Genomic DNA, 24,260 nt, shown 5'->3' on the forward strand with positions numbered 1-24,260 from the left:
CACACGATTGCCGTAACGAAAGGGCGCCTTACGGCGCCCTTTCTACTAGGCGGCTCTCTACAGCTTCACTAGATAGGGCAGTTCAGATGAACAGCAAACAATTTTCAACTCAACTCGTTCGTGCCGGCTTCAGCGTCAGTCTGCTCAGCGCTTTGGTCAGTGCCTCGGCCGTGGCCCAGGACGATGACAGCGCTCCGACCCAGCCGCCGGTGATGGCACCGCCGGTGATGGAGGAGTTGCTGGTGACCGGCGGTCGCCTGATGAGCGGCGCGGAAAGCCTGGCCGTGGAGCGCCAGGAAGCGGCGGTGGCGACCGACCTGCTTGGCGCGGATCAGATCAGCCGGATTGGCGACTCCACCGTCGCGCTGGCGTTGACGCGCGTTCCGGGTGTCACCCTGGTGGATGGCAAGTTTGTCTTTGTGCGCGGGCTGGGTGAGCGCTACTCCAACACCACGCTCAACGGCGCCATGGTGCCGTCCCCGGACCTGTCACGCAACGTGCTGCCGTTGGACATCATTCCGACTTCCATTGTGGATTCTCTGGCGATTCAGAAAGTGCCGTCAGCGGATAAGCCCGCCGCCTTCGGCGGTGGTAGTGTCGACATCCGCACCACCAGTATTCCGGACGATATTCTGTTCAACATTGAGCTGGGCACCGGCACCAACACCGCCTCCTCGGATTTTCTGACCTACACCGGTGGCGAAGACGACCGCTGGGGTTCCGATGATGGCGCCCGGGCGCTGTCGCCTCAATTGAGCGCAGCGCTGGATCAGTACCGCGGTGATGTATCCATCAACAATATCAACAGAATTGCTCAGTTGGATTCTATTGAGGACGCTGCGGCGATCAACCGTCAATTGGCCGCCGGCCTCAACCGGGACATCAGTCCTCGGGAAACCTCCGGCGAGCCGGATATCGATGCCGAGATCAACCTGGGTAACAATTATTACCTGCCCAATGACATGGAGTTCGGCTTCCTGGCCGGTGCCGCCTATGACAGCAGCTGGCGCAATCGCGAAGTGATCCAGCGCCGCTTTCAGAACCCTCAGGAGCAGGTAGTCTTCGAGGACGAGACCGTTCACTCGGTGGATATTTCCGGTAACCTGAGCTTTGGGCTTCGGCTGAACGCGGAGAACTCCATTGAAACCACCAGTATCTGGTTGCGCAACACCGACGACGAAGTGTCGGTGCGGGATTACTTTAACGCCAACCGTCTGCTGTCCGATGGGCAGGGTTTCCGGAACACCGAGCTGCGCTACGAGCAGCGTGAACTGGAAGTGCATCAGGTTCACGGGGAGCACGAGCTGGGTTGGGATACGCTGGATGCGCTGGGCCTCAGTGACAGCCTGGACTTCCTGCGCGGCCTGAGCTTCGACTGGTACATTTCGGACAGTGAAGCGTCCACCGACCTGCCGAACGAAGTCAATGCGTTGAGCCTGACGGAAACCGACCCGCAGACCGGCGAGGTTCAATCGTCAGCGTTCAGCGGTGCCAACAACACCGCTGCGAGTTATCGCTATTCGGACCTGCGTGATTACGTCGACAGCAATGGCTTCACCCTGACCATGCCGGCCACCCTGGGTAACTGGGAGTTTGCCCTGTCCGGGGGGATGGATTACTGGCAGAAGTCCCGCACCTACGAGCAGTATGAGTTCTATCTGGGCAGTACCGCGCTTGGCAACAATGACCCATTGTTCGCTCAGGATCTGAGCAGCATCCTGGCGGACGACAACCTGCTCGATCCGGCCAATGGCTTCCAGATCACCAACAACTCCGGTAATGCCAACAGCTATGTGGCGGCCAATAAGGTGAACGCGGCCTTCGGTCAACTGGATATGACCTGGGATTACACCTGGCGCCTGGTGATTGGTAGCCGCTGGGAAGACTATCAGCAGGTGACCCTGCCGTGGAATCCGGTCAACTATGACGGCAGTCAGTTCCCAGGCATGGAAAGCTCCGACCCGCAGGTCGTGGCCGACTACTTCCAGGAAGTGACCTACACCGAGGACGATGTGTATAACTCGGTGGCACTGACCTGGATGACCCAGGACTTCTGGGCGGAAGACTTCCAGCTGCGGGCCAGCTTCGGTGAAACCACCGTGCGTCCGGATCTGCGGGAAATCTCCGGTTCCAGCTACTTTGATCCGATCACTGACATTGTGGTCAACGGCAATCCGGATGTGGTGCCTTCCCAGATCGATAACTTCGATCTGCGCGCCGAGTGGTTCTTCTCGGGCGGTGACAACTTCACCCTGTCCATGTTCTACAAGGACATTGTGAACCCGATCGAGCAGTTTGAAGGGGCCGCCACGGACGACAATATTCGCGCCGAGATCCACAACGGCGACAGCGCGGAACTGTACGGGCTGGAAGTCGAGTTCCTGAAGAGCCTGGGCGATATGGCGGCGGTGCTGGATCCCTTCTTTGTGCAGGGTAACTTCACCTTCATGGATCAGGAGCTGGTGGCCGGCAACAACGCCGACGCACCCACTAACCCGATTCGTCCGCTCCAGGGCGCCTCCGATGTGGTCAGCAACCTGATTCTGGGTTACGACTCATCCGATGGCATGCACTCGGCCACGCTGTCCTACAACTCCTTCAGCGAGCGCCTGTTCTTTGCAGGTCGCAACGGGGCGCCGGACAGCTTCGAGCAACCGTTCCACTCGCTGGATTTCACCTACTCTTTCTATCCCAGTGACAACTTCACAGTGAAGCTGAAAGTGAAGAACCTGCTGGACGAGAACCTGGTGATCGAGCGGACCAATACTGCCTCCGACGGCAGTTCGCAGGATGTGGAGATCTACAACCAGGAACGGGGTCAGGATCTCAGTCTGAGTGTCCAGTACCGCTTCTGACGGTGTTCCGGATACTTTTCTGCTGCTTGAGCCGCTCTTTTGAGCGGCTTTTTTCTATAAAAAGCCGAAACTGTCATAATAAATTAACATAACTCTGCTAAGCGCAATGCTACTCTTTGGGCATGGGATAAAGGTTTTATAGCCGGATTTGCGCCGTCCGTCATCCAACAAACCCCCTCAGTGCCAATGAAAGAGGATAAGAGCATGAAAAAAGTCGTAGTCAGCGCCCTGGTCGCGCTGGGCCTGGGTTCAGTGGGCAGTGTCGCGGCCGAACAATATCAGCCTGCGGGCTTTGGTGAAGATACACTCCGCTACCTGGAGGCCGCTGTGGCGCCTCCAGCCTTGACCGCCAATACACCGGTGGCGTCCGTCTACTGTCAGGCGGATGTGGGTACCGATGGTCTGACCCGCAATGTGTCCTGCTATGAGCGTGACGGTTTCACCGACCTGCGGGATCAGGTGGAAGAGGCCATGGCGACCCGGCGCTTCTCCGCCGCCACGGTCGATGGTGAGCCAGTGCCGGTACGGATGGTGTTCCGGGCGGTCTATGCCGATCTGGAAGGCCAGCCTCCGGTCATGTTGCTGCCCAACCTGGGGCATATGCAGGGAGATTTCGGCTATCAGTACAGCGCCCCACAGGAGCGGCTGGATGACCGCAACTGGTACTCCCTGTACCGTAAAAACGACTGGAGCCAGGGCCAGCCCTTCTTCAGCGATGAAGGCGAGTTGACCCGGGTATTGGCCTGGGTGAACGACAGCGGTCGGGTGATTTCGGCGCGCAGCCTGGAGAGCCATAGTGAGCACCGGCGCGATGCCCGGGCGGTGGAGAAAGCCCTTGAGGCTTCTCGCTTCCTGCCCGGCATGGTCAGTGGCAAACCGGAAAAAATGCGTTACGTGGCGGTGCTGCACTACCCGAACTAAGCCGATTCCAGAAGAACGCGCCGATCCACCGGCTGGCCGAGAGGCCAGTCGGTTTTTTGTGTCTGGCTGAGTCAATCTGATAAAGAGGTTGACCTTTTGCTAATGTGTCGATATGTTTCGACATATGGAAATTAAAGACGCTATTCCGAGCTTTGCCGCCCTTTCTCAGGAAACCCGTCTGGCGGCGTATCGTCTGCTGGTCCGCCACGAACCCGAGGGACTGGCCGCTGGTGAGATCGCCCGTCAGTTGGGGGTACCTCACAACACCATGTCCACACACCTTGCCACATTGGCCCGGGCGGGCTGGGTTGTTTCTGAGCGACATAGCCGGTCCATTATCTATCGCGCCAATATCCAGCATATGAACGACGTCATTCAGTTCCTGGTCCGGGATTGCTGCGCGGGTCACCCGGAAGTCTGTGTGCCGACAGCCGTTAGACCAAATGGGACTTGCTGAGCAGCAGGGGCATCGGGCTTACCAGAGGCCCTTATCCAATCAGGTTTGATGATTACAGTGGAGCAGACTAGTGGGATTGTTTGAGCGGTATTTATCGGTTTGGGTTGCTCTGGCCATCGGGGTCGGTGTTGCGCTGGGTCTGGTGTTCCCGGCAGCGTTCCAAATGCTGTCCGGTTGGCAGTATGCCCAGGTCAACCTGGTCGTGGCGGTTTTCATCTGGTTGATGATCTACCCGATGATGGTGCAGGTGGACTTAACCTCCATCAAAGATGTGGGTAAGCGCCCCCGGGGCCTGTTTCTGACCCTGGTGGTCAACTGGTTGATCAAACCCTTTACCATGGCGGCGCTGGGCTGGTTATTTTTTCGCGTGTTTTTTGCCGGTTGGGTTGACCCGCAGACCGCCACGGAATACATCGCGGGGATGATCCTGCTGGGGGTGGCGCCATGCACCGCCATGGTGTTTGTCTGGAGTCAGCTGACCAAGGGTGATCCCAACTACACGCTGGTGCAGGTCTCCATCAACGATCTGGTACTGGTGTTTGCGTTTGCGCCGCTGGCCGCGTTTTTGCTGGGCATGACCGATATCACTGTGCCCTGGCAGACACTGGTATTGTCTGTTGTTCTTTACGTGGTGCTGCCGTTGATCGCCGGTGCGGTCACTCGTCGTTGGCTATTGGCCCGCGGCGGCGAGCCAGCTCTCAATGAATTTCTGCACAGGGTCAAACCGGCGTCCATTCTCGGGCTGCTGGCGACAGTGGTCCTGCTGTTCGGTCTGCAGGCGCCGGAAATCATCGATAACCCTCTGGCGATTGTTCTGATTGCCATACCGTTACTGATTCAGTCGTACGGCATTTTCATGTTGGCCTATTGGATGGCGCACAGGCTGCGCTTGCCCCACGATGTGGCCGCCCCGGCCTGCATGATCGGGACCTCGAACTTTTTTGAGTTGGCGGTGGCCGTGGCCATCTCCCTGTTTGGAATGCAATCCGGTGCGGCATTGGCCACCGTCGTCGGTGTTCTGGTGGAGGTGCCGGTCATGTTGTCTCTGGTGGCATTTGCGAATCGGACCCGTCACTGGTTCAAGGTTTGATAATAGGAGCGTGTTATGACGATTAAAATTGGCATTAATGGCTTTGGCCGTATGGGGCGCCTGGCGTTGCGGGCCGGTTGGGACTGGCCGGAGGTCGAGTTTGTCCAGATTAACGACCCGGCAGGAGACGCGGAAATACTGGCACACCTGTTGAACTTTGATTCGGTACACGGTCGCTGGACTCACGAAGCGCGGGTGGACGGACAAGCCATTGCCATTGGTGAGCAGCGGGTGGCAGTCACTCATAACCGGGCCATTGGCGACACTGAATGGTCCGGTTGCGATGTGGTCATTGAAGCCTCGGGCAAAATGCGGGATCGGGAGCTGCTCCAGGCCTATCTGGATCAGGGGGTGAAGCGCGTGGTGGTCACCGCGCCGGTGAAAGCCGATGACATCCTCAATGTGGTGATGGGCGTGAATGACGATCAGTACGACGCGGACCGCCATCGCATTGTCACTGCGGCGTCCTGTACCACCAACTGTCTGGCACCGGTGGTCAAAGTGATTCATCGGGCGCTGGGCATCAAGCACGGCTCCATGACCACGCTGCACGATATCACCAACACCCAGAGCATTCTCGATCAGCCTCACAAGGATCTTCGTCGTGCCCGGGCCAGCAGCATGAGCCTGATTCCCACCACCACCGGATCGGCCAAGGCGATTACGGAGATTTTCCCGGAACTGAAAGGGCGGCTCAATGGCCACGCCGTGCGCGTTCCCCTGGCCAATGCGTCGCTGACCGACTGTGTTTTTGAGGTGGAAAAGGCCACCGATGCAGCTCAGGTCAATCAGCTGCTGAAGCGTGCGGCCGAGGAGGAAATGCCGGGCATTCTGGGCTATGAGGAGCGACCGCTGGTGTCGGTGGACTACAAAACCGACCCGCGCTCCAGCATCATCGATGCCCTGTCGACACTGGTAATCGACGGCACCCAGGTAAAAATCTATGCGTGGTACGACAACGAATGGGGCTATGCCAACCGTACGGCGGAACTGGCGCGTAAGGTTGGCCAGAGCGACCAGGCGAGTTAATCCATGCTGGCACACCTGTCCTCGGCCATTCGTCAGTACCTGCTGATTACCGCCAATTATTGGGCCTTCACCCTGACCGATGGCGCCCTGCGAATGTTGGTGGTACTGCATTTTCACCAGCTCGGTTACAGCCCTCTGGCCATCGCCATGCTGTTCCTGTTCTATGAGATTTTCGGGGTGATCACCAATCTCGTGGGCGGCTGGCTCGGTGCCCGCCTGGGCCTGAACCGGACCATGAATCTGGGGCTGGTGTTGCAGGTCGTTGCGCTGTCCATGCTGTTGGTGCCGGCCGCCATGCTTGCTGTGCCCTGGGTGATGGCGGCGCAGGCGCTTTCGGGTGTGGCCAAAGACCTGAATAAAATGAGCGCCAAGAGCTCCATCAAATTGCTGGTGCCGGACGGGCAGGGTGGCGCCCTCTATAAATGGATCGCAGTGCTGACCGGCTCAAAAAATGCGCTGAAAGGTGCGGGCTTCTTTTTGGGTGGCGCGCTGTTGATGGTCATGGGGTTTGCCGGCGCCGTCGGCGCCATGGCCGCCGCGCTTTTTGTGGTCTGGATCATCAGCCTGATTTTTCTGAAGAAGGATCTGGGCCGGGCCAAGAGCAAGCCCAAGTTCTCCGAAGTGTTTTCCAAAAGCCGCGCGGTCAATGTGCTGTCCGCCGCCCGCCTGTTTTTATTTGGCGCCCGGGATGTCTGGTTCGTGGTGGCGTTGCCGGTGTTTCTGGCCAGCCAGTTCGACTGGGACCACTGGCAGGTGGGGGGCTTTCTGGCGCTTTGGGTGATTGGCTATGGCGCGGTGCAGTCCGTCGCTCCGAAAATCACGGGGCGCTCCGGGCGGGGTTTGCCGGATGGACGTACCGCATTTGGTTGGGCGGCGGTTCTGACGGTCATTCCGGTGTTGATTGCGCTGGCGTTGTGGCAGGGTATTGCGCCAGGTGTGAGTCTGGTGGTGGGGTTGCTGATTTTTGGTGTGCTGTTTGCGGTGAACTCTTCCCTGCACAGTTATCTGATTGTCAGCTATGCCAAGGAGGACGGGGTCTCGTTGGATGTCGGTTTTTACTATATGGCCAATGCGATGGGTCGTCTCGTGGGCACGGTGCTCTCCGGTTGGGTGTATCAGGTCGCGGGGCTGATTGCCTGCCTGTGGATCTCGGCCGCCTTTCTGGCTCTTGCGGCGATAATTGCCCTCTGGTTGCCGCGTAGGTTGGTCGATGAGAGTGCGTAGCGATTTATTCGGTACTTCGAGAGTAGTACTTGGTTTGGGTAACGGCGGATGCGCCTTCGGCTTATCCGCCCTACGCGGAGTTCTACTGCTGCGCTCGGCCGTAGGGCGGATAAGCGAAGCGCATCCGCCGTTACACGGGGGGCGGAACGAAAGCGTGCTAGTTCCCGGAACGTTACGTTGGCACTGCGGAGGGAGGGTATACCCTCCCGCAGCACTCTAAGCGAAGTACCGTCAATAGTTAAGCAGCGCCATCAATGCAACTTCAACCGCGGTCGTAACCACCGGTTGATTTTACCCGCCAGCATCAGCAAACCGGTCTTGATCAAACCGTGCACCGCCACCTGATGCATCCGGTACAGCGAGATATACACCACCCGAGCCATACGACCCTCAATAAACAGACTGCCCCGAGTGAGGTTGCCCATCAGGCTGCCTACGGTCGAGTAGTTCGCCAGAGAAATCAGCGAGCCGTGGTCTTTGTAGTGGTAGGTTTTCAGCGGCTTGTTGTGCAGACAGGCGAGCAGGTTGTCGTAGCAGGTATCCGCCATCTGATGGGCCGACTGCGCTCGTGGCGGCACTCGCTTGCCATCTTCCTGAATGAACTCGGCGCAATCACCAATGGCGAAAATCCGTTCGTCCCGCGTGGCCTGCAAATGCGGATTGACGGTCAACTGATTGATCCGGTTGGTTTCCAGACCGCCGATGTTGGCCATAAACTCCGGTACCTTGATGCCGGCGGCCCAGACCATCAGGTCCGCTTCAATGAAATCACCGTCTTTGGTGTGCAGGCCGTTATGCTCGGCTGAGGTGACCATCGTCTGAGTGCGCACCTTGACCCCGATGTTGGTCAGCTCGCGGGTGGCCGCGGTGGAAATGCGTTCGGGCAGCGCGGGCAGGATCCGTTCGCCGGCCTCCAGCAGCGTCACGTGCAGGTGCTCATTGGTGATGGCATCAAAGCCATAGTGGTGAAACTCTTTGACGGCATGATGCAGCTCCGCGGAGAGCTCCACGCCGGTTGCGCCGGCGCCCACAATGGCAATGCGTACTTCATCCGGTTCGTCGGGAACGCGCTGAATTCGCAAGAACCGATTGAGCAACTTGTTGCGAAACCGATGCGCCTGCTTGGCGCTGTCGAGAAAGATGCAATGCTCTTTCACGCCCGGGGTGCCGAAATCATTGGATACCGACCCCAGAGCCATCACCAGGTAATCGTAATCAATGCGGGTGGCGGGAATGTACTCCACACCTTCCTCGTCCAGAACCGGCGCCAGCACAACCTGGCGCTGCTCGCGATCGATGTCGGTCAGGGTGCCGATGCGAAAGTGAAAGCCTTTGGCGTATGCCTGGGCGCGGTAGCTGACCGCATCGTTGCCTTCATCCATGGTGCCCACCGCTATTTCATGCAGCAGCGGTTTCCACAAGTGCGTGGTATTGCGGTCCACCAGGGTAATATGGGCTTTCTTCTTTCGGCCCAGCTTGCGACCGAGCTTGGTGGCGAGTTCCAGTCCGCCGGCGCCACCGCCGACCACAACAATTTTCTCCATGAAATGCCTCTCCTCAGTCCAGGTTGACCCAGCGGCTTTCGTCCGAGCTGGTGAAAAGCGCATCAATAATGCGCATATTGGCTTCCGCATCCCACAGCGGGGTGGGGGCCGGCGTGTCCTCCTGGATGCTCTGGCTGAAGGCGTCCACCATAAGCTGATACTGATTGGGTTCTGGAAAGCTGAAGGTCTGCTTTTCCCCTTTGATAACCAGGGTAACCCGGTTCTCATCGCCGGGTTCGGGGTTGAACGGCTTTTCCAGGCGGATCATGCCTTTCTCACCGTGGATTTCCGCCCACTGCGTGGCCTCGGTTTTGGTGGTGACGGTAAAGGTGGCGGTGCCGTCGGGGAACTCCATGATGGCCGAGGTCAGGCAGTCCACCTCGTAGCCGGCCAGTGGCTGCACACTGCCGACCACGCGCACCGGCTCTGCGCCGTAGACATACCGGGCGGAGGAGATGCCGTAGCAGCCAATGTCCATCAGCCCGCCACCGCCGATATCCGGCAGGTTGCGGATGTTCTCATCGTCCCGGTTGTTGTAGGCAAAGAAGGCGGTGTAAGTCCTTACTTGCCCCAGATCGCCGCGCTCGAGCCATTCGCGCACATGCTGCCACTGGGGGTGGAAACGGTACATGAAGGCTTCCATCAGCCTCTGCTTGGGGTGGGCTTTGGCGGCCGCCTTGAGCGCCTGCAGGTCTTTGACGTCCAGGCTGATGGGCTTTTCACACAGCACGTGCTTGCCCGCTTCCAGCGCCTGAATCGACAGCGGCACATGCAAGTGGTTGGGCAGGGGGTTGTAGATGGCGTCGATATTTGGGTCCGCCAGCAGGGCTTCGTAGCTGCCGTGGGCCACGGGAATGCCCAGCTCGTCGGCAAAGGCGCGGGCACTGTCTTCGGAGCGCGAGCCCACGGCGACCACTTCACCCCGCTCGGAGGCCTGAATGGCGGGAATGACTTTCTTGCGACCAATATTGGCGGTGCTGAGCACCCCCCAGCGAATCTTGTTCATGGCAAGCTCCCTAGCGTTATGGGGACAGGATCAATAGGGCGATAGTGTACACCAGGGGGCAAAAAAGGCCTCAACTTTGCTGGCTCCCCGCCGACACCCTTATCAGGGCCGGCACGGTGGTACCTGAAGTCCTGTGCTAGAGTCCAAGAGGGGCCGTGGTGCCCATGACGAACCAGACAATGACTTTGAAAACTGCGGGAATATCCCCGGCCAGGGGTGTTGGTTTTCATACCAGAAAATTTGGGGCGAGTGAAAAGGAATAACAACAGCCCGGAATCTTGGGATTAGACTATGTTTTTACGCGCGTTAAATATCGGCCCTCGTCTGGCCGCAGGTTTTGGGGCGGTGCTTCTGCTGTTGATTGGCCTCGGGCTCTTCGCTTTGTATGAAATGGCCCGGATGGACGAGATCTCCACGGAGATCAATGAGGACTGGTTGCCCGGTGTGCGTGCGGTGGGCGATCTGGGGACCAGCATGATGCGTTACCGGGTGTTTACCTTGCGGGCCGCCGCCGACGAAGATCCGGTGATGGTTGAGCAGAATATCGAGCGTATGGAAGCCGTTAAGGCGGATGTCCGAACCAATCAGGAGCGCTACGAACAGGTGATCAATACGCCGGAGGAGCAGGCGGTTTATGACCGGTTTGTTGAGGCTCAGTCCGAATACTTCGAGAATGCCGACATTCTCGTTGATTATGTGCAAGACGGCGACTTCGCCTCGGCGATGGGGATTGTCACCATCGCGCTCGGCGCGCCGGCGGATCGAATGGCTGAGGCGTTGCTGGAGTTGTCGGATATCAATCAGGAAGGCTCTCGGCAGGCGGATGAACGAGGTGCCGCAGTATTTGCCGAAGCGAAAATGGCGGTGATCGGGGCGATTGCCTTGGCGGTATTGCTCGGTATCGGGCTGGCGGTATTCCTCGCCCGCAGTATCGTTCAACCGTTGGCCCAGGCACTGGATAATGCGGAGACGATCGCCGGGGGTGACCTCAGCCAAGCCATTGAGGTGAAAGGCAACGATGAACCCGCCCGCCTTCTCAATTCGCTGGCGGTCATGCGGGAGAACCTGCGCAGTGCCATCAGCCAGATCTCCAACTCCTCGACCCAGTTGGCGTCGGCGACCGAAGAGCTCAGCTCTGTGGCAGAAGACTCCTCGCGCAGTCTGCAGGAGCAGACCGACGAGATTCAGCAGGCGGCGAGTGCGGTCACCGAGATGACCGCCGCGGTAGAGGAAGTGGCTCGCAATGCCACGGAAACCTCGGAGTCGTCCGGTGAGTCGGCCAGTGCGGCCAAAGATGGGTTGGCCAAAGTGCGTGAGACCCGCAAATCCATCCAGTTTATGACCGATGAGATCGACAAGACCTCGGAGTCGGTCAATGGCCTGGCCGAACAGGCCAATGACATCGGCAAAGTGATGGATGTGATTCTGGCCATTGCCGAGCAGACCAACCTGCTGGCCCTGAATGCCGCCATTGAGGCGGCCCGGGCCGGGGAAGCCGGTCGGGGTTTTGCGGTGGTGGCGGACGAAGTACGCGCTCTGGCGCACCGTACCCAGACCTCCACCAAGGAAATCGAGACCATTATCAACAATATCCAGACGGGCACCAAGGATGCGGTATCTTCCATGGAGCTGAGCAGCACCCGCGCCACCGAGACCCTGGCGGTGGCCAAGGCCGCCGGCGAGGCGCTGGAGCGAATTGCCGAAGGCATCGACGATATCAACGAGCGCAACCAGGTCATTGCCAGCGCCTCGGAAGAGCAGGCCAGCGTGGCCCGGGAAGTGGACCGCAACCTGGTCAAGATCAGCGATATTGCCACCCAGTCGGCGGCGGGCGCGAATCAGACCAGCGCGTCGGCCGAAGAGCTGTCCAAGCTGGCGGTGGAGCTCAATACACTGGTCAGCCGCTTCCAGCTGTAAGCGTGTTCCGGTGGGCCTTCGGGCCCACCGCATTCGTCCCCGATTTTTTTGCCCGCCTTTGAATCCAAACCCGCCATTGCCCTCGTCTTGATCGGTAACCCAGCGCCCTGCTGGACGCGCTAGAATGACTGATACGAGGAAATGGACCATGAAACATCTGACGCTGAATAACCTGTTGCGCATTGCGGCCCTATCGCTGCTCGCCTTTGGCTTGATCAGTGGGGCTGTGCCCGCTCTGGCGGAAACCGCCAATTGGCAGCAACATATGCCCGAGCATATCCCCGGGGGCGATGCGGCGGCCCTGATCATCCCGGTTGTCGCCATCCTGATGGTGTTTGGTGCTCCGGCGCTGGCGGTGATTCTGATTGCCCTGTTCGTCTTCCGTCACCGGGAGCGGCGCCAGCAACTGCTCAATGAGCGCATCCAGAAATTTCTGGAGGCCGGTCAGCCGGTGCCCGAGAACCTGATGGAGGACGCCTTGCCCAGCCCGGTCCGTAACCTGAATCAGGGGTTGGTACTGGTGGGGGCGGGCATCGGTCTGACGGTGTTTCTGACCCTGATGACCGGTTTCGCCATCGGCAGCATCGGGCTGATCCTGGTGGGCATGGGCCTGGCCAAGATCCTGATCTGGAAGCTCGCTGAGCGTCAGGCCCAGTAATGATCCCGAATCCGGAGCCTCTGTCTGACGCGGGCCTGATTGCCCGCGTCATGACCCAGCAGGACCAGCACGCCTTCCGGCAGTTGGTCCTGCGCTATCAGTCGCCGGTACGCCGTTGGGCCCGGCGCCTGTGCAATGGCGACGAGGCCGCGGCCGACGATCTGGCCCAGGAGGTGTTCATCAAGGTCTATCGTTCGCTGCACAGCTTTCGGGGCGAAGCGCGTTTTTCCACCTGGCTGTATCGCATTGCGTTCAATCTGGCGGCCAGCCAGAAGCGGCTGGCGCGGGAGCGCTGGACCAAGGTAGACCTGGAGGACGTCACGCCGGAGCTGGACGGTCATCAGGTGCAGGCGGGACATGCCGGCTCCCTGGACGCCCGGCGTGACCTGGAAGCGGCCATGGCCCGATTGAGCCAGCCCCAACAGTGGGCCCTGCGCCTGAGCCTGGAGGAAGAGCTCACGCAGGAAGAGGTGGCCGAGGTGATGGGCATTCCCCTTGGCACCGTGAAAACCCACCTGCTCCGTGGTAAAAAGGCCCTGAGAACCCATCTGTCATCCTGGCAGGAGACGGCACAATGAAATCCGATATTCCCAACGACGAGCACGAACTGGACGCCTGGCTGAGCCAGACGCTGCAGCGTAACAGCGACCACATTGACGACGCCGGTTTTACCGATGCGGTGATGCACCGCCTGCCAGTGCGCCGCGCGGGGCGTTTGTCCAGAGTCCTGTGGGTGCTGTTGATGGCGGGACTGGCCGGTCTGCTGGCGCTGGTACTGATTCCCGCCCCCACCTGGGCCTATGCCCTGGCGGGGGCGCTGCTGGCAACGCCGTTGACGGCCCTGATCCAGGTAGGGCTACTGGCAATGGCGGTGTTGGTGGCCGGCGCCAGCTACTGGGTCTGGCAGGAGGATTGATCGTTTGGCGATAGCCCCTCATTCGCGTTAGAATTGGCGCCACTCCTCGGGGAGGTCATGTACCTGAGACGCTCTGACCACAGAGCGGACCCGTTGAACCTGATCCGGTTAATGCCGGCGTAGGGATAGGAAGAGGAACCAGCGCCCTCGAAATAGTCGTAGGGTGCCGCAGGCCAGCCCCTTGGCCCGCCACAATAAATAGCGTTCCAGCACACTCCCGCTCGCATACCGGGTCTCCACTTAAACGTTGTTTTGGAGACTCTGCCCATGAACCCGACACGCTTTTCGCTTTCCGCTTTGACGGCCGCGCTTTTGACGGTCAGCACTCAGGCACAGGATGTGGCCCAGATCGATGAAGAAATTCTGGTCACCGCCGATTTTCGCCAGTCCGGCCTTCTTGACCTGGCCGCCAGCGCCTCGGTCATTGATGCCGAAACCATCCGCCAACGCGGCGCCGACCACCTCTCCCAGGTGCTGAACACCGCGCCCAACGTCAATTTTTCCGCCGGCACTTCCCGGGCGCGTTTCTTCCAGATTCGCGGTATCGGTGAGCGCAGCCAGTTCGTCGAGCCGGTCAACCCGTCGGTTGGCCTGATCATCGACGGTATTGATATGACCGGCATTGGCGCCGGCGCCACCACCCTGGATATCCAGCAGGTCGAAGTGCTGAGGGGGCCTCAGGGCACGCTCTACGGCGCCAACGCCATGGCGGGCCTGATCAATATGGTCTCGGGCACGCCCACTGAATCATTCGAAGGCACGGCCAGCCTCGGGGTGGCCGAGTACAACACCCACACTGCCAGCGGCGTCATCAGCGGCCCGGTATCGGACACGCTCAGCTATCGCCTGGCGGCGGGCACCACCCTCAGTGATGGCTATCAGGAAAATGCCTATCTCGGCACCGACGACAATGCCGATATCGATGAGCAGACCCTGCGGGGCAAACTGCGTTGGCAGCCCCGCGCCGACCTCACGGTCGACCTGACTGCCTTCTATGTCGATGTCGACAACGGTTACGACGGCTTCTCCCTGGACAACACCCGGACCACTCTGTCGGACCAGCCGGGCCACGACCGCCAGGAGAGCACCGCCGGTTCGGTGCGCCTGCAGTGGCAGGCTACCGAGGCGTTTGATGTGGAGGCGCTGGTCAGTCACGCCCAGTCCGATCTCGAATATGGCTACGACGAAGACTGGGCCTACGAAGATATCTGTGTCGACTTCGAGTGTGTTTTCGACGGCTACAACTCCTTTGATAACTACCTGCGGGACAACGACAATACCAGCGTCGACCTGCGCCTGGTATCGCGCAATGCAGAGGATGAACTGGGCTGGGTGGTCGGTACTTACTACCGGGACCAGAGTGAGGACTTACGCCGGGAGTACACCTACCTGGAAGAGGATTTCCGAAGTGCCTTCAGTACCGAGAACACCGCGCTCTACGGTCAGTTGGATATTCCCCTGGCCGAGCGCCTGACCCTGAAAACCGGCCTGCGCCACGAAACCCGCGATGCCGACTACGCTGACAGCGACGGCGCCGTGTTCAGCCCCTCGGAAGATATGTGGGGCGGCAAGCTGGCCCTGGAGTATCGCGACGAATCGGACAACCTGTGGTACGCCCTGGCCTCGCGCGGCTTCAAGGCCGGCGGCTTCAACAGCAGTCAGACCTTGGCGGCGAATGAGCGGGAGTTTGACACCGAAACCCTGTGGAATTACGAAGCGGGCTGGAAAGGCGAAGCACTCGACGGTGCCCTGCAGACCCGTGTGGCGGTGTTTTATCAGGACCGGGACGATGTGCAGACCAAACAGTCCCGGGTGGTCCCGGACGAGGGCGATAACTGTCCCTGCAGCTTTATCGACTACACCACCAACGCCGCAGCAGGCAGTGCCCGAGGCCTTGAGTTTGAAGCCAATGCCCGGCTTAACCGTATGACCGAGGTGTTTGCCAGCGTGGGCCTGCTCGACAGCGAGTTTGACGACTTCCAGAGCTTCGCACACGTCGGGGCAAACGAAGAAACCGGCGAGCCGGAGGATCTGAGCGGCCACGATCTGCCTCATGCCCCGAGCTATCAGTTCGCGGTGGGTGCGCTGTTTAACCTGACGGAGCACTGGTATGCTCGCGTGGAGTTGGAGGGCAAAGATGAGTTTTATTTCTCCAGCCGCCACGAGGCGCAGTCCGATGCGTATGAGTTGTTGAATGGCCGGATCGGTTATCGTGCGGATGGTTGGGAGGTGGCGCTCTGGGGCCGAAACCTGACCGATGAGGACGTCAAAACCCGGGGCTTCGGCGCCTTCGGTAATGACCCGCGGGATGGTTACGAAACCAAGCCCTATTATCAGTTTGGCGAACCGCGCGTTGTGGGGGTTGATTTGACCTTGCGGTTTTAACTGAAGCTGGGGTAACGGCGGATGCGCTGCGCTTATCCGCCCTACGCGTGTTGTCGTTGGTCGTCCGGTTTGGGCCGGCGGCTCCTGCCACGGGTGGCGTAGGGCGGATAAGGGCGAAGCCCGCATCCGCCGTCACCCCAACCCTCCTAAGACACTCTGAACGAGGCAAGACCATGAAACTCTCCGTAGAAATCAGTATGTACCCGTTTAATGGCGACTACATTCCGCCCATCAAAGGGTTTATCGACTGGCTCAACCAGCAGGAAGGCATTCTGATTCAGACCGTGCCCACTTGCACCATCATCACCGGCGACTACGACCGCGTCATGGACATCCTACGCGACGGCATCAAATACAGCTATGACCAGTATGGCAAAGCCGTATTCGTCACCAAATTTCTGCCCAACTATGAAGCCCTGAACTGATGGAAACACTGAGTTGATGAACGACATCACCCAACAATTGGCCGACACCTGGTCCCAGTGGCTCGGCTGGGAGCTGGTCGCGGTAACGCTTGCGCTGGCCTACCTGGTATTAGCCGTGCGTCAGAACGCCCTGTGCTGGTACGCGGGCTTTCTGAGCACCGCCATCTACACCGCGCTCTACTGGAACGTCAGCCTGCTGATGGAGTCCGGGCTCAACGTTTACTACATGGCCATGGCCGTTTACGGTTGGTGGCAGTGGCGTCACGGTGGTCGGGGAGATACCGAGCTGCCGGTGCAGACCTGGCGCTGGCGAACCCACCTGCTGGTGATCGGGGGCATTGTGCTGGTCAGCCTGGCCTCCGGTACCTGGCTGACGATGTTCACCCAGGCCGCCTGGCCCTATCTGGACTCCTTCACCACCTGGGCCGCCGTGGTGACCACCTATATGGTGGCCCGAAAGGTTCTGGAAAACTGGCTTTACTGGATGGTGATCAACAGCCTGCAAATGATCATCCTCTGGGAGCGCAGCTTGTACCTGACCGCGCTGTTGATGGCACTGTATCTGATCATCTCGGTCTTTGGCTGGCTAAGCTGGATTCGGGATTATCGCGGCCAGAGCAACGACCGCGCCGAGGAAGCGGCCTGTGCCTGACGCGTTTACCCGTCTCGAAGCCGCTCTCGCCACCTGGCAGGAGTGGCCGCTGCCGCTCACCGATGCGCCCCGCGTGCTCGGTCCCATTGAGGGCGGGCGCACCAATCGCAGCTTTCGCCTGCGAGCGCCGGGGCTCGGCGATGACTTGCTGCTCCGCCTGAACAACCCCCGAGGCCCGCGCCTTGGGATTGACCGGGCGCAGGAGGCGGCGATTCTTGAGACCGTCGCCGAGGCGGGATTGACCCGGGGCGCCTGTTATTGGTCACTGCAGCGAGACTTTACGGTTTTTCCGCATATTGACGGGCGCACTTGGAGCGACGCCGATTTTCAGGACTCCCGACAGCGGCGCCGCTTGATGGAGTGCCTGGGAGCGGCGCAGGTGCTGGCCCCGGGTACGCCCCGTCGTTCCTATACCGCTTACCTGGACCACTATTGGCAGCAATTGGAAAACGCGGGTGCGATTGACGCAGCACTGGCGTCGAGCTGGTGGCTCTTTCGGGAAACCCTGGTGGCGTTCGACCGGTCGGATTGGCCAGCAGTCCTGACCCATCATGATCTGATTCCCGAGAATGTCCTGGAGGCCGGCGATCGTCTGTACCTGATCGATTGGGAGTATGCCGCCGTGGGGCATCCGGATATTGATCGCTGGTGTATCGACCCCGCACTGGTGCGGGAGCCGTTCATTCACGAGTTGGCCCGGTGGACCAACGCGCTGTGGGAGCGGATTGTTACCCTGGCTGCCGAGCACCGGACGGTCACCTGACGCGATTCTTCCGGGGCTTATCTGGCACTTTTGGGCGAAAGCGTGCAGCATACCCGGAGTAGCCGGGTGATTGCGGCCCTATGTCCACGTAATGGTGGATGAGAGTAAAGGTGAATGAGAGTAAGGGGAATGAGAGTGACGAACCAATCCATCCTGATCCAGCGCGCCGACCAGGCCCGCGATGTTGATGATACGCCGGTAAACTCCAGCGATAACCGAAACCTCAATCAGGTCAGCCACGCCCGGCGCCGGGTTCTGAAAGGTGGCCTGGGCCTGTTGGCCGGCCCCTTTGCGGCGTCCACCCTGCTCAGCGCCTGTGCCAGCCGGGAAGGCGCGCCCGCCGCTTTTCGGGACAGTCCGCGCCCGGCCATCGGGTTCAAGCCGGTGCCGGTGGCGAGTGATCCGGGTTACGACCGGGTGGATGTGCCCGAGGGCTACACGGCCCGGCCCTTTTTCAGCTGGGGGGACCCAGTGGAAAGCGGGGCGCCCGAATGGCGTCCCGATGCGCAGAACACCTGGACCGAGCAGGCCCTGCAGTCCGGTCAGAACCACGACGGTATGCATTTTTTCCCTTTTCCGGATGCGCCCAATGAGCGCGGCCTGCTGGTGATCAACCACGAGTACATCAACGCGACGATTCACCCCGATGGCCCCACCGTCACCGACGATGAACAAGGCCGGCGGGTAAGGCCGCTCGATGAAGTCCGCAAAGAACAGGCGGGCCATGGGCTGAGCATTATCGAGCTGCGCAAAGATCCCCGGGGCGACTGGCAGCGCGTTTACCCCTCGCGCTATAACCGTCGCCTGACCGCGTACACGCCCATGACCCTCAGTGGCCCCTGCGCGGGTGCGGAAGCGATGAAAACCGTCGACGATCCGCAAGGGCGGGACGTGTTGGGGACTCTGAACAACTGCTCCATGGGGGTGACCCCCTGGGGCACCTACCTGATTGCCGAGGAAAACTGGAAAAACTATTTCGTCAATCGCGACACCACGGACCACGCCGAGCGGCGCGAACACCATCGCTACGGCATTGCCGCTGGCGCCAACAGCCACTACAACTATTGGGAGTCCGCCGATCCGCGCTTCGATGCCACGCCGCGCGCCGATCAGCCGCATGGGGGTTACGTGAATGAGCCCAATCGGTTTGGCTGGGTGGTGGAAGTGGATCCGTTTGACCCCGACGCCAAACCGGTCAAGCGTACCGCCTTCGGCCGTATCGTGCGCGAAGGCTGCACCTGTGTTCAGCACTCGGATGGCACCCTGGCGTTTTACTCCGGTGACGATACCCGGGGCGAATACGTTTACAAGTTTGTTCCGGAAGGCCGCTTCGATCCTCGGAACCCCAAAGCCAATCGGGATCTGTTGGACAAGGGCAGGGTGTATGTCGCGGTCTATCACGACGACGGCACGGGTGAATGGCGCCCGCTGGTCTGGGGCGAGCCGGGGCTTACGGCTGCGGACGGCTTTCGGGACCAGGCCGATGTATTGATCAACCTGCGCAGTGCCGCCGACGCGGTGGGGGCGACCCCGATGGACCGACCCGAGTGGGTCGCGGTCAACCCCTTCACCCGCGATGGTTATGTGACCCTGACCAACAATACCGATCGGGGCGTGGATCCAGATCAGCCGGTGGATGCCGCCAACCCGCGTCCCGAGAATCACCACGGCCAGATTTTGCGCTGGCGGGAAGAAAACCGTCACCCGGCGGCTACCGCCTTTCGCTGGGAGTTGTTTCTGCTCGCTGGAGAACAGCCCCCGGCCGGTGAGAGCTGGAAAACCGATCACCAGTACGGCACCATCGACGGCGATATTTTTGCCAGTCCCGATGGCCTATGGTTTGATCCTGAGGGGCGCCTCTGGATCCAGACCGACTTCAGCGACGGTAAGTCTGTATACGACGCCATGGGCACCAACCAGATGCTCTGCGCCGACCCGGTCACCCGGAAAGTGCGTCGTTTTTTGACCGGCCCGTCCGGCTGCGAAATCACCGGTATTACCGCGACGCCGGATGGCACCGCGATGTGGATCAATGTTCAGCACCCGGGCATCAGCTACCCGGCCAGCGATGGCAAAACCCGGCCCCGTTCCACCACGGTACTGATCACCAAAAACGACGGTGGCGTGATCGGCACTTGACCGTTCAAGGCTGGCAGGTCATGTGGCGTAAACGATCAGCGATCCGTCAGTAGAGAGACTGTTGATGAACCTTGGCGCAAGTTCTTCAGTTATCACCGTAGTGGCCACGGCAGTCGTGGTGGCCCTGGGGGTGGTGTTTCATTACGAAGTGATCCAGTGGCTCAACCGCTGGCATATCGACCGACACCGGCGCTATGGTCGCAACCACCGGACCCGCCCGGTCGTGCTGCTCACCATGTTTGTTCTGCTGTTCGCCCATGTGGTTGAAATCTGGATGTTCGGTTTTGTGTTCTGGTTGCTGTTGTCCATGGAGGGCTACGGCGTGATTCAGGGCTACAGTGAGTTGACGCTGCTCGATTGCGTTTACTTTTCGGCCGCGAATTACACCACAGTGGGGTGGGGCGACTTGTCGGCCGCCGGAGATATACGGTTTCTCGCCGGTACCGAGGCACTGGTGGGTTTTATGATGATCACCTGGTCCGCGTCGTTCAGTTACCTGGTAATGAATCGGGCCTGGGGTAGTGATTAGGGGACACGCTGGGTCGCGTAGGGCGGATATGCGACATCGTAGCGCATCCGCCGTCACCCAACCAGACCCCATCCGCCGTCACCTAAAATACGCAAACTGCGCGACCGCCACGACCAACAGAATCAACGACACCCCCTGCCAAAACAATACCGGGTTGCGCTCAATCAATGGCGGTCGCGATTTTCGAACGAACGCGGGGTTGGGGTTGTGTAGATCATAAATAAACTCGGATAGCTCGGTGTAGCGCTTGTGCGGACTGATCTGCGTGGCCTTGCGCAAGCATTCATCCACCCAGTCGGGAACCGAAGGCCGGTGTTCCTGAGCACTGCGATAACGGAGTTTGTGCTGTTCCGCTCGGGTCCGGGTCCGGGCCACCTTGGGACCATAGGGGTGCTTGCCGGTCAGCATCTGATAGGCAAGCACGGCCAGGGAATAGAGATCGCTGCGCGGGTCTCCCGGTTCGCCGAGAAAATATTCCGGGGCGGCGTACAGGGCCGCGCCGTAGATCACCCCGTCGCGGCTTCGTCCTTCACTGAGGCCCGCGACGCTGGCGGAGCCGAAATCAATAATTTTGACCGTTCCCTGAGCATCGATCATAAGGTTGTCCGGGCGAAGATCGCGGTGCACCATGGCCTGGCGATGCAACGCCTGCAGTCCGCTCGCCACCTGCTGCACGATATCCCGGACCTTGGCCAAATCAGGACTCGGATTATCTTTCAGCCACTGACTCAAGGTCTGGCCGTCAATATATTCCAACGCAACGTACAGAAAGCCGCGTTCCTGGTCCCGCCGAGCGGCTTTAAGCAGGTGGGTGTGGTTAAACCGCCGCGCGATCCAGTCCTCCATCAAAAAGCGTTCGAGATAGTGCGGGTTGTCTCTGCCTTCCATGGCCGGAACTTTGATGACCACGGGGCCATTATTGAGGGTGTCCCGGGCGAGATAGACATGACTGCGGCTGCTGATATAGAGCGAGCGAAGAATCCGATACCCGTCAAAATCCGTACCCGCATCCAGAGCGGGGGGCAACGTCAGGAGCGAGGCCTGGCGGGAAAGCTCCCCCACGGTGAGCTCCGGCAGCGCTTCCACCCGGGCAATCTGAACGCTCAGGTTATCCCGGCTGCCGCGGGCCAGTGCCTGCTCCACCAGGGTTCTGGCTGCGCCGTTTAGGTCATCCCGCTGGGCGTCGATTACCTGCTTGATGTCCGAGGCGTCAAAAAACTCGTAGGCCCCATCGCTGGCAAGAATAAAGGTATCTCCCGGCTCAAGGTCGAGTTGGTGATAGTCGAAACGCAGATGAGGATGAACTCCCAACGCCGAGGTCAGGTAGTGGGTGTCGGCATCCACACAGTGGCGATGATCTTCCGTCAACGGTTCCAGCTGTTGATTCGCCAGTCGGTAAATGCGCGTGTCCCCCACGTGCAACAGGTGGGCGTGACGGGCTTTGAAAATCAGCGTGCTGAAGGTGCAGATGTAACCTCTGTCCCGTTCAAACCGGTATGGGCTGTTGCGCGTCTGCGCGAACAACCAGGCGTTGAGTGCCTGCAGCACCCGCTCCGCCGACTGCTTGACCGACCAGGCTTCCGGCGTGCAGTAATAATCTTCAATAAAACCACTGACCGCGGTTTCACTGGCGATCTGGCTGACGTCGCTGCTGCTGATGCCATCGGCAATGGCCAGCACCGCCCCTTTATGTCCCAGCGTGGCGCCGGTCGGTAACCGGGCGCCGACAAAATCCTGGTTCACGGATTTAAGGCCGGAGTGGGTGTACTGACCGATGCGAATGTGTAGCGGTTGAGTCATAAAGGTTGGGCCGTCGTGGTGAAACGACGGCCCGAATCTCTGCGCTTAAGCCAGCCGACGGGCGGGACTGGTGCGCACGTGCGTGTAATACAGGGGCAGGCCCACCAGTAGAAAGCCGCCGATCAGGTTGCCCAGAACGGTGGGCAGTTCATTCCAGAGAAAGTAGTCGGCCACGGAGAAATCACCGCCCATGATCAGGCCAAACGGGAACAGAAACATGTTCACGATGGAGTGCTCAAAACCCATGTAGAAGAACAACATGATGGGCATCCACATGGCGGCCATTTTGCTGCCAGCGGAGGTGGAAATCATGGCGCCAACCACGCCCATGGAGACCATCCAGTTACACAGGATGCCGCGAATAAAAATAGTCATCCAACCGGACAGGCCGTGTTCTTTGTAACCAACGGTGCGCGACTCACCAATCTGGGCGGCTTTGGCGGCAATCTCGCCACCATCGATGCTGTAACCGTAGGTCAGAATGAACGACATGCCCACGGCCACGGTCAGCGCACCGGCAAAGTTGCCGAGAAAGACCAGGCCCCAGTTGCGCAGCACCTGATTGAGGGTCACACCGGGGCGCCTATCCAGGTAGGCTAGGGGCACCAGAGTAAACACACCGGTCAACAGATCGAACTTCATCAGATAGAGCATGATAAAGCCCACCGGGAAAAGTACCGCGCCCAGTAGAGGCGAGCCGGTATTGACCATGACGGTGATGGAAAACATGGCGGCCAGCGCCAGAATCGCGCCCGCCATAAAGGCGCGGATCAAGGTGTCCTTGGTGGACATAAAGACTTTCTGTTCGCCGGAATCCACCATCTTGGTGACGAATTCACTCGGTTCGATATAGGCCATGAAGTTGTTTCTCCTGAATTGAGGCGGTGATGCTTGCGGTGCAAAGACGTGCTTCGCTGGTCAGTAACCGGTGAATTGCAACCGTCGTGCCACAGGAGAAAAACATCCGACCCTGGGGTGGATTTTGGTCAATGAAGGCCGAATTTCGGCTTCTCTGGGGGTGATTGCTCCAGGAGGGGGCGTTTTTGGTGATCCTGTGCTCAGATCTGGTTCATCAGAAAGAGTGTGATGTGCACGGAAGCTGTGCGTTGATGGGCCAAAAAGCACCAATGCGGAACGCGGCTCAGGGCCGGTTGAGTCGGGTGCGCGCCGTTCAGACTGAGTTCAGACTCCCGAAGGCATACTGAACCCACTGTTTCGAATGACCGATCTGGAGGTGTTGAGTATGAAAACCCTATTGTCTGCTACGCTGGCTGGTCTGGTATTGATGGCTCCGGTGGCACTACATGCCGCTCCACCGCCTCATGCGGCGGCTTGGGAGCACAAAAAACACCATAAAGAGCGCGCGCGAGAAGCCCGTAAATGGGAGCGGGAGAGAGAGCGTGAAATGAGGAAGTGGCGCCGGGAGCGCAGACATGACGCGTATCACCATCGCCACGAAAACTATCGGGACGACGCGTATCGTTATCGCTCAAGAAGTCATGATCATCACGATCATCATCAGGAGCGCTCCAGCCTGAGAATCTACCTGGAACTTTGAGGGGTGACCGCTCAGTCCCTGAGCGAGTGAGACGCAAGGGGCGTTATTGATTGGAGGCCAGAGGCGTGACATTCGCGCTCTGGTCTTCCGTTCCTTCCAACAGTACTTCCGGCTTGCCCTTGCAGGCCTTGGCCAGCAGGTCGCTGCGCTCGGCGAGCAACAGGCCAATGGCCTCACTGTGTGCCTCGCTGATGCCGTCCACCGAGTTTTCGATCAACTGGGTGATATTGGCAGCCAGCTCCAGCATTTTGTCGTGCGCTTCCGCGGCTTTCTTATCGTCAAACATCTTGCCATCCCGATCACATTTCCAAACGGCGACTACAGCCATGGTTTACCTCCTGGGTCATTACTGTTTTTTTATACAGTATTGGTCGGGCGGCTTGTTGTCAACT

At 59.6% G+C, this 24,260-nt stretch carries 22 protein-coding genes and 1 riboswitch; of the genes, 17 read left to right on the forward strand and 5 right to left on the reverse strand.

Annotated features, from left to right (window positions below; genetic code table 11):
• Positions 1-86 precede the first annotated feature (86 nt).
• From N645_RS0115915 to arsJ, 6 genes are all read left to right on the forward strand, one after another.
• The gene (locus N645_RS0115915; RefSeq protein ID WP_024462508.1) at positions 87-2,855 is read left to right on the forward strand and encodes a TonB-dependent receptor domain-containing protein; all 2,769 of its coding nucleotides are present in this window, start codon (positions 87-89) and stop codon (positions 2,853-2,855) included.
• Positions 2,856-3,059: 204 nt separating this feature from the next.
• On the forward strand, positions 3,060-3,776 hold the full coding sequence (locus N645_RS0115920) for an energy transducer TonB (protein WP_051174503.1): 717 nt from the start codon (positions 3,060-3,062) through the stop codon (positions 3,774-3,776).
• Between the two features lie 112 nt (positions 3,777-3,888).
• The gene (locus N645_RS0115925; RefSeq protein ID WP_238559289.1) at positions 3,889-4,233 is read left to right on the forward strand and encodes a helix-turn-helix transcriptional regulator; all 345 of its coding nucleotides are present in this window, start codon (positions 3,889-3,891) and stop codon (positions 4,231-4,233) included.
• Positions 4,234-4,303: 70 nt separating this feature from the next.
• Positions 4,304-5,323 (forward strand): ACR3 family arsenite efflux transporter, encoded by a 1,020-nt coding sequence (arsB, locus tag N645_RS0115930; protein WP_024462511.1) that lies wholly within the window; start codon positions 4,304-4,306, stop codon positions 5,321-5,323.
• A gap of 15 nt (positions 5,324-5,338) precedes the next feature.
• Positions 5,339-6,352, forward strand: coding sequence for an ArsJ-associated glyceraldehyde-3-phosphate dehydrogenase (locus N645_RS0115935; RefSeq protein WP_024462512.1), 1,014 nt, complete (start codon positions 5,339-5,341; stop codon positions 6,350-6,352).
• 3 nt (positions 6,353-6,355) lie between these two features.
• The gene (gene arsJ / locus N645_RS0115940; RefSeq protein WP_024462513.1) at positions 6,356-7,576 is read left to right on the forward strand and encodes an organoarsenical effux MFS transporter ArsJ; all 1,221 of its coding nucleotides are present in this window, start codon (positions 6,356-6,358) and stop codon (positions 7,574-7,576) included.
• A 251-nt stretch (positions 7,577-7,827) separates the two neighbouring features.
• On the opposite strand, the gene N645_RS0115945 is transcribed toward arsJ, so the two are convergent.
• Both N645_RS0115945 and N645_RS0115950 read right to left on the reverse strand, forming a co-directional pair.
• Positions 7,828-9,120 (reverse strand): NAD(P)/FAD-dependent oxidoreductase, encoded by a 1,293-nt coding sequence (locus N645_RS0115945; RefSeq protein ID WP_024462514.1) that lies wholly within the window; start codon positions 9,118-9,120, stop codon positions 7,828-7,830.
• Between the two features lie 13 nt (positions 9,121-9,133).
• The gene (locus N645_RS0115950) at positions 9,134-10,126 is read right to left on the reverse strand and encodes a Gfo/Idh/MocA family protein (RefSeq protein ID WP_024462515.1); all 993 of its coding nucleotides are present in this window, start codon (positions 10,124-10,126) and stop codon (positions 9,134-9,136) included.
• 291 nt (positions 10,127-10,417) lie between these two features.
• Between N645_RS0115950 and N645_RS0115955 the strand changes: the two genes are divergently transcribed.
• The 10 genes from N645_RS0115955 (at position 10,418) to N645_RS0116000 (ending at position 20,510) form a co-directional block, all read left to right on the forward strand.
• Positions 10,418-12,043: a methyl-accepting chemotaxis protein gene (locus N645_RS0115955; RefSeq protein WP_024462516.1), complete on the forward strand. Its 1,626-nt coding sequence runs from the start codon at positions 10,418-10,420 to the stop codon at positions 12,041-12,043.
• Positions 12,044-12,191: 148 nt separating this feature from the next.
• Positions 12,192-12,701 (forward strand): DUF6249 domain-containing protein, encoded by a 510-nt coding sequence (locus N645_RS0115960; protein ID WP_024462517.1) that lies wholly within the window; start codon positions 12,192-12,194, stop codon positions 12,699-12,701.
• Entirely contained in the window at positions 12,701-13,279 is a 579-nt protein-coding gene (locus tag N645_RS0115965) for an RNA polymerase sigma factor (protein WP_036162089.1), read from the forward strand. Before N645_RS0115960 ends, N645_RS0115965 begins: the two co-directional genes overlap by 1 nt.
• Positions 13,276-13,617, forward strand: coding sequence for a DUF5056 domain-containing protein (locus N645_RS0115970; protein ID WP_024462519.1), 342 nt, complete (start codon positions 13,276-13,278; stop codon positions 13,615-13,617). The genes N645_RS0115965 and N645_RS0115970 overlap by 4 nt, the downstream gene beginning before the upstream one ends.
• 37 nt (positions 13,618-13,654) lie before the next feature.
• Positions 13,655-13,761: riboswitch (TPP riboswitch) on the forward strand.
• A 123-nt stretch (positions 13,762-13,884) separates the two neighbouring features.
• Positions 13,885-16,002: a TonB-dependent receptor gene (locus N645_RS0115975; protein ID WP_024462520.1), complete on the forward strand. Its 2,118-nt coding sequence runs from the start codon at positions 13,885-13,887 to the stop codon at positions 16,000-16,002.
• A 173-nt stretch (positions 16,003-16,175) separates the two neighbouring features.
• A complete protein-coding gene (locus N645_RS0115980; RefSeq protein WP_024462521.1) occupies positions 16,176-16,427 on the forward strand; it encodes a YkoF family thiamine/hydroxymethylpyrimidine-binding protein in 252 nt (83 codons plus the stop codon).
• A gap of 16 nt (positions 16,428-16,443) precedes the next feature.
• Positions 16,444-17,079, forward strand: coding sequence for a nicotinamide riboside transporter PnuC (gene pnuC / locus N645_RS0115985; protein ID WP_024462522.1), 636 nt, complete (start codon positions 16,444-16,446; stop codon positions 17,077-17,079).
• Positions 17,072-17,842, forward strand: a complete 771-nt coding sequence (locus tag N645_RS0115990; RefSeq protein ID WP_024462523.1) for a phosphotransferase — start codon at positions 17,072-17,074, stop codon at positions 17,840-17,842. The genes pnuC and N645_RS0115990 overlap by 8 nt, the downstream gene beginning before the upstream one ends.
• A 135-nt stretch (positions 17,843-17,977) precedes the next feature.
• The gene (locus N645_RS0115995) at positions 17,978-19,981 is read left to right on the forward strand and encodes a PhoX family phosphatase (protein WP_238559291.1); all 2,004 of its coding nucleotides are present in this window, start codon (positions 17,978-17,980) and stop codon (positions 19,979-19,981) included.
• 64 nt (positions 19,982-20,045) lie between these two features.
• Entirely contained in the window at positions 20,046-20,510 is a 465-nt protein-coding gene (locus N645_RS0116000; RefSeq protein WP_024462525.1) for an ion channel, read from the forward strand.
• A 78-nt stretch (positions 20,511-20,588) separates the two neighbouring features.
• On the opposite strand, the gene N645_RS0116005 is transcribed toward N645_RS0116000, so the two are convergent.
• Together N645_RS0116005 and N645_RS0116010 are read right to left on the reverse strand one after the other, a co-directional pair.
• Positions 20,589-22,310, reverse strand: a complete 1,722-nt coding sequence (locus tag N645_RS0116005) for a bifunctional protein-serine/threonine kinase/phosphatase (RefSeq protein ID WP_024462526.1) — start codon at positions 22,308-22,310, stop codon at positions 20,589-20,591.
• Between the two features lie 45 nt (positions 22,311-22,355).
• On the reverse strand, positions 22,356-23,168 hold the full coding sequence (locus tag N645_RS0116010; protein ID WP_024462527.1) for a formate/nitrite transporter family protein: 813 nt from the start codon (positions 23,166-23,168) through the stop codon (positions 22,356-22,358).
• Between the two features lie 385 nt (positions 23,169-23,553).
• Between N645_RS0116010 and N645_RS18130 the strand changes: the two genes are divergently transcribed.
• A complete protein-coding gene (locus tag N645_RS18130; RefSeq protein WP_152521742.1) occupies positions 23,554-23,868 on the forward strand; it encodes a hypothetical protein in 315 nt (104 codons plus the stop codon).
• A 43-nt stretch (positions 23,869-23,911) separates the two neighbouring features.
• Here N645_RS18130 and N645_RS0116020 read toward each other — a convergent pair whose 3' ends face one another.
• Positions 23,912-24,196: a YebG family protein gene (locus N645_RS0116020; protein WP_024462528.1), complete on the reverse strand. Its 285-nt coding sequence runs from the start codon at positions 24,194-24,196 to the stop codon at positions 23,912-23,914.
• Between the last annotated feature and the right edge of the window lie 64 nt (positions 24,197-24,260).

The organism is Marinimicrobium sp. LS-A18 (assembly GCF_000463525.1).
Classification (GTDB): Bacteria; Pseudomonadota; Gammaproteobacteria; order Pseudomonadales; family Cellvibrionaceae; genus Marinimicrobium; species Marinimicrobium koreense.

What these genes read in the sequence shown, in the direction of transcription:
- N645_RS0115915 (WP_024462508.1), top strand. Translation starts at nt 87, where the DNA reads ATGAACAGCAAACAATTTTCAACTCAACTCGTTCGTGCCGGCTTCAGC.
- N645_RS0115920 (WP_051174503.1), top strand. Translation starts at nt 3,060, where the DNA reads ATGAAAAAAGTCGTAGTCAGCGCCCTGGTCGCGCTGGGCCTGGGTTCA.
- N645_RS0115925 (WP_238559289.1), top strand. Translation starts at nt 3,889, where the DNA reads ATGTTTCGACATATGGAAATTAAAGACGCTATTCCGAGCTTTGCCGCC.
- N645_RS0115935 (WP_024462512.1), top strand. Translation starts at nt 5,339, where the DNA reads ATGACGATTAAAATTGGCATTAATGGCTTTGGCCGTATGGGGCGCCTG.
- arsJ (WP_024462513.1), top strand. Translation starts at nt 6,356, where the DNA reads ATGCTGGCACACCTGTCCTCGGCCATTCGTCAGTACCTGCTGATTACC.
- N645_RS0115945 (WP_024462514.1), bottom strand. Translation starts at nt 9,120, where the DNA reads ATGGAGAAAATTGTTGTGGTCGGCGGTGGCGCCGGCGGACTGGAACTC.
- N645_RS0115950 (WP_024462515.1), bottom strand. Translation starts at nt 10,126, where the DNA reads ATGAACAAGATTCGCTGGGGGGTGCTCAGCACCGCCAATATTGGTCGC.
- N645_RS0115955 (WP_024462516.1), top strand. Translation starts at nt 10,418, where the DNA reads ATGTTTTTACGCGCGTTAAATATCGGCCCTCGTCTGGCCGCAGGTTTT.
- N645_RS0115960 (WP_024462517.1), top strand. Translation starts at nt 12,192, where the DNA reads ATGAAACATCTGACGCTGAATAACCTGTTGCGCATTGCGGCCCTATCG.
- N645_RS0115965 (WP_036162089.1), top strand. Translation starts at nt 12,701, where the DNA reads ATGATCCCGAATCCGGAGCCTCTGTCTGACGCGGGCCTGATTGCCCGC.
- N645_RS0115970 (WP_024462519.1), top strand. Translation starts at nt 13,276, where the DNA reads ATGAAATCCGATATTCCCAACGACGAGCACGAACTGGACGCCTGGCTG.
- N645_RS0115975 (WP_024462520.1), top strand. Translation starts at nt 13,885, where the DNA reads ATGAACCCGACACGCTTTTCGCTTTCCGCTTTGACGGCCGCGCTTTTG.
- N645_RS0115980 (WP_024462521.1), top strand. Translation starts at nt 16,176, where the DNA reads ATGAAACTCTCCGTAGAAATCAGTATGTACCCGTTTAATGGCGACTAC.
- pnuC (WP_024462522.1), top strand. Translation starts at nt 16,444, where the DNA reads ATGAACGACATCACCCAACAATTGGCCGACACCTGGTCCCAGTGGCTC.
- N645_RS0116000 (WP_024462525.1), top strand. Translation starts at nt 20,046, where the DNA reads ATGAACCTTGGCGCAAGTTCTTCAGTTATCACCGTAGTGGCCACGGCA.
- N645_RS0116005 (WP_024462526.1), bottom strand. Translation starts at nt 22,310, where the DNA reads ATGACTCAACCGCTACACATTCGCATCGGTCAGTACACCCACTCCGGC.
- N645_RS0116010 (WP_024462527.1), bottom strand. Translation starts at nt 23,168, where the DNA reads ATGGCCTATATCGAACCGAGTGAATTCGTCACCAAGATGGTGGATTCC.
- N645_RS18130 (WP_152521742.1), top strand. Translation starts at nt 23,554, where the DNA reads ATGAAAACCCTATTGTCTGCTACGCTGGCTGGTCTGGTATTGATGGCT.
- N645_RS0116020 (WP_024462528.1), bottom strand. Translation starts at nt 24,196, where the DNA reads ATGGCTGTAGTCGCCGTTTGGAAATGTGATCGGGATGGCAAGATGTTT.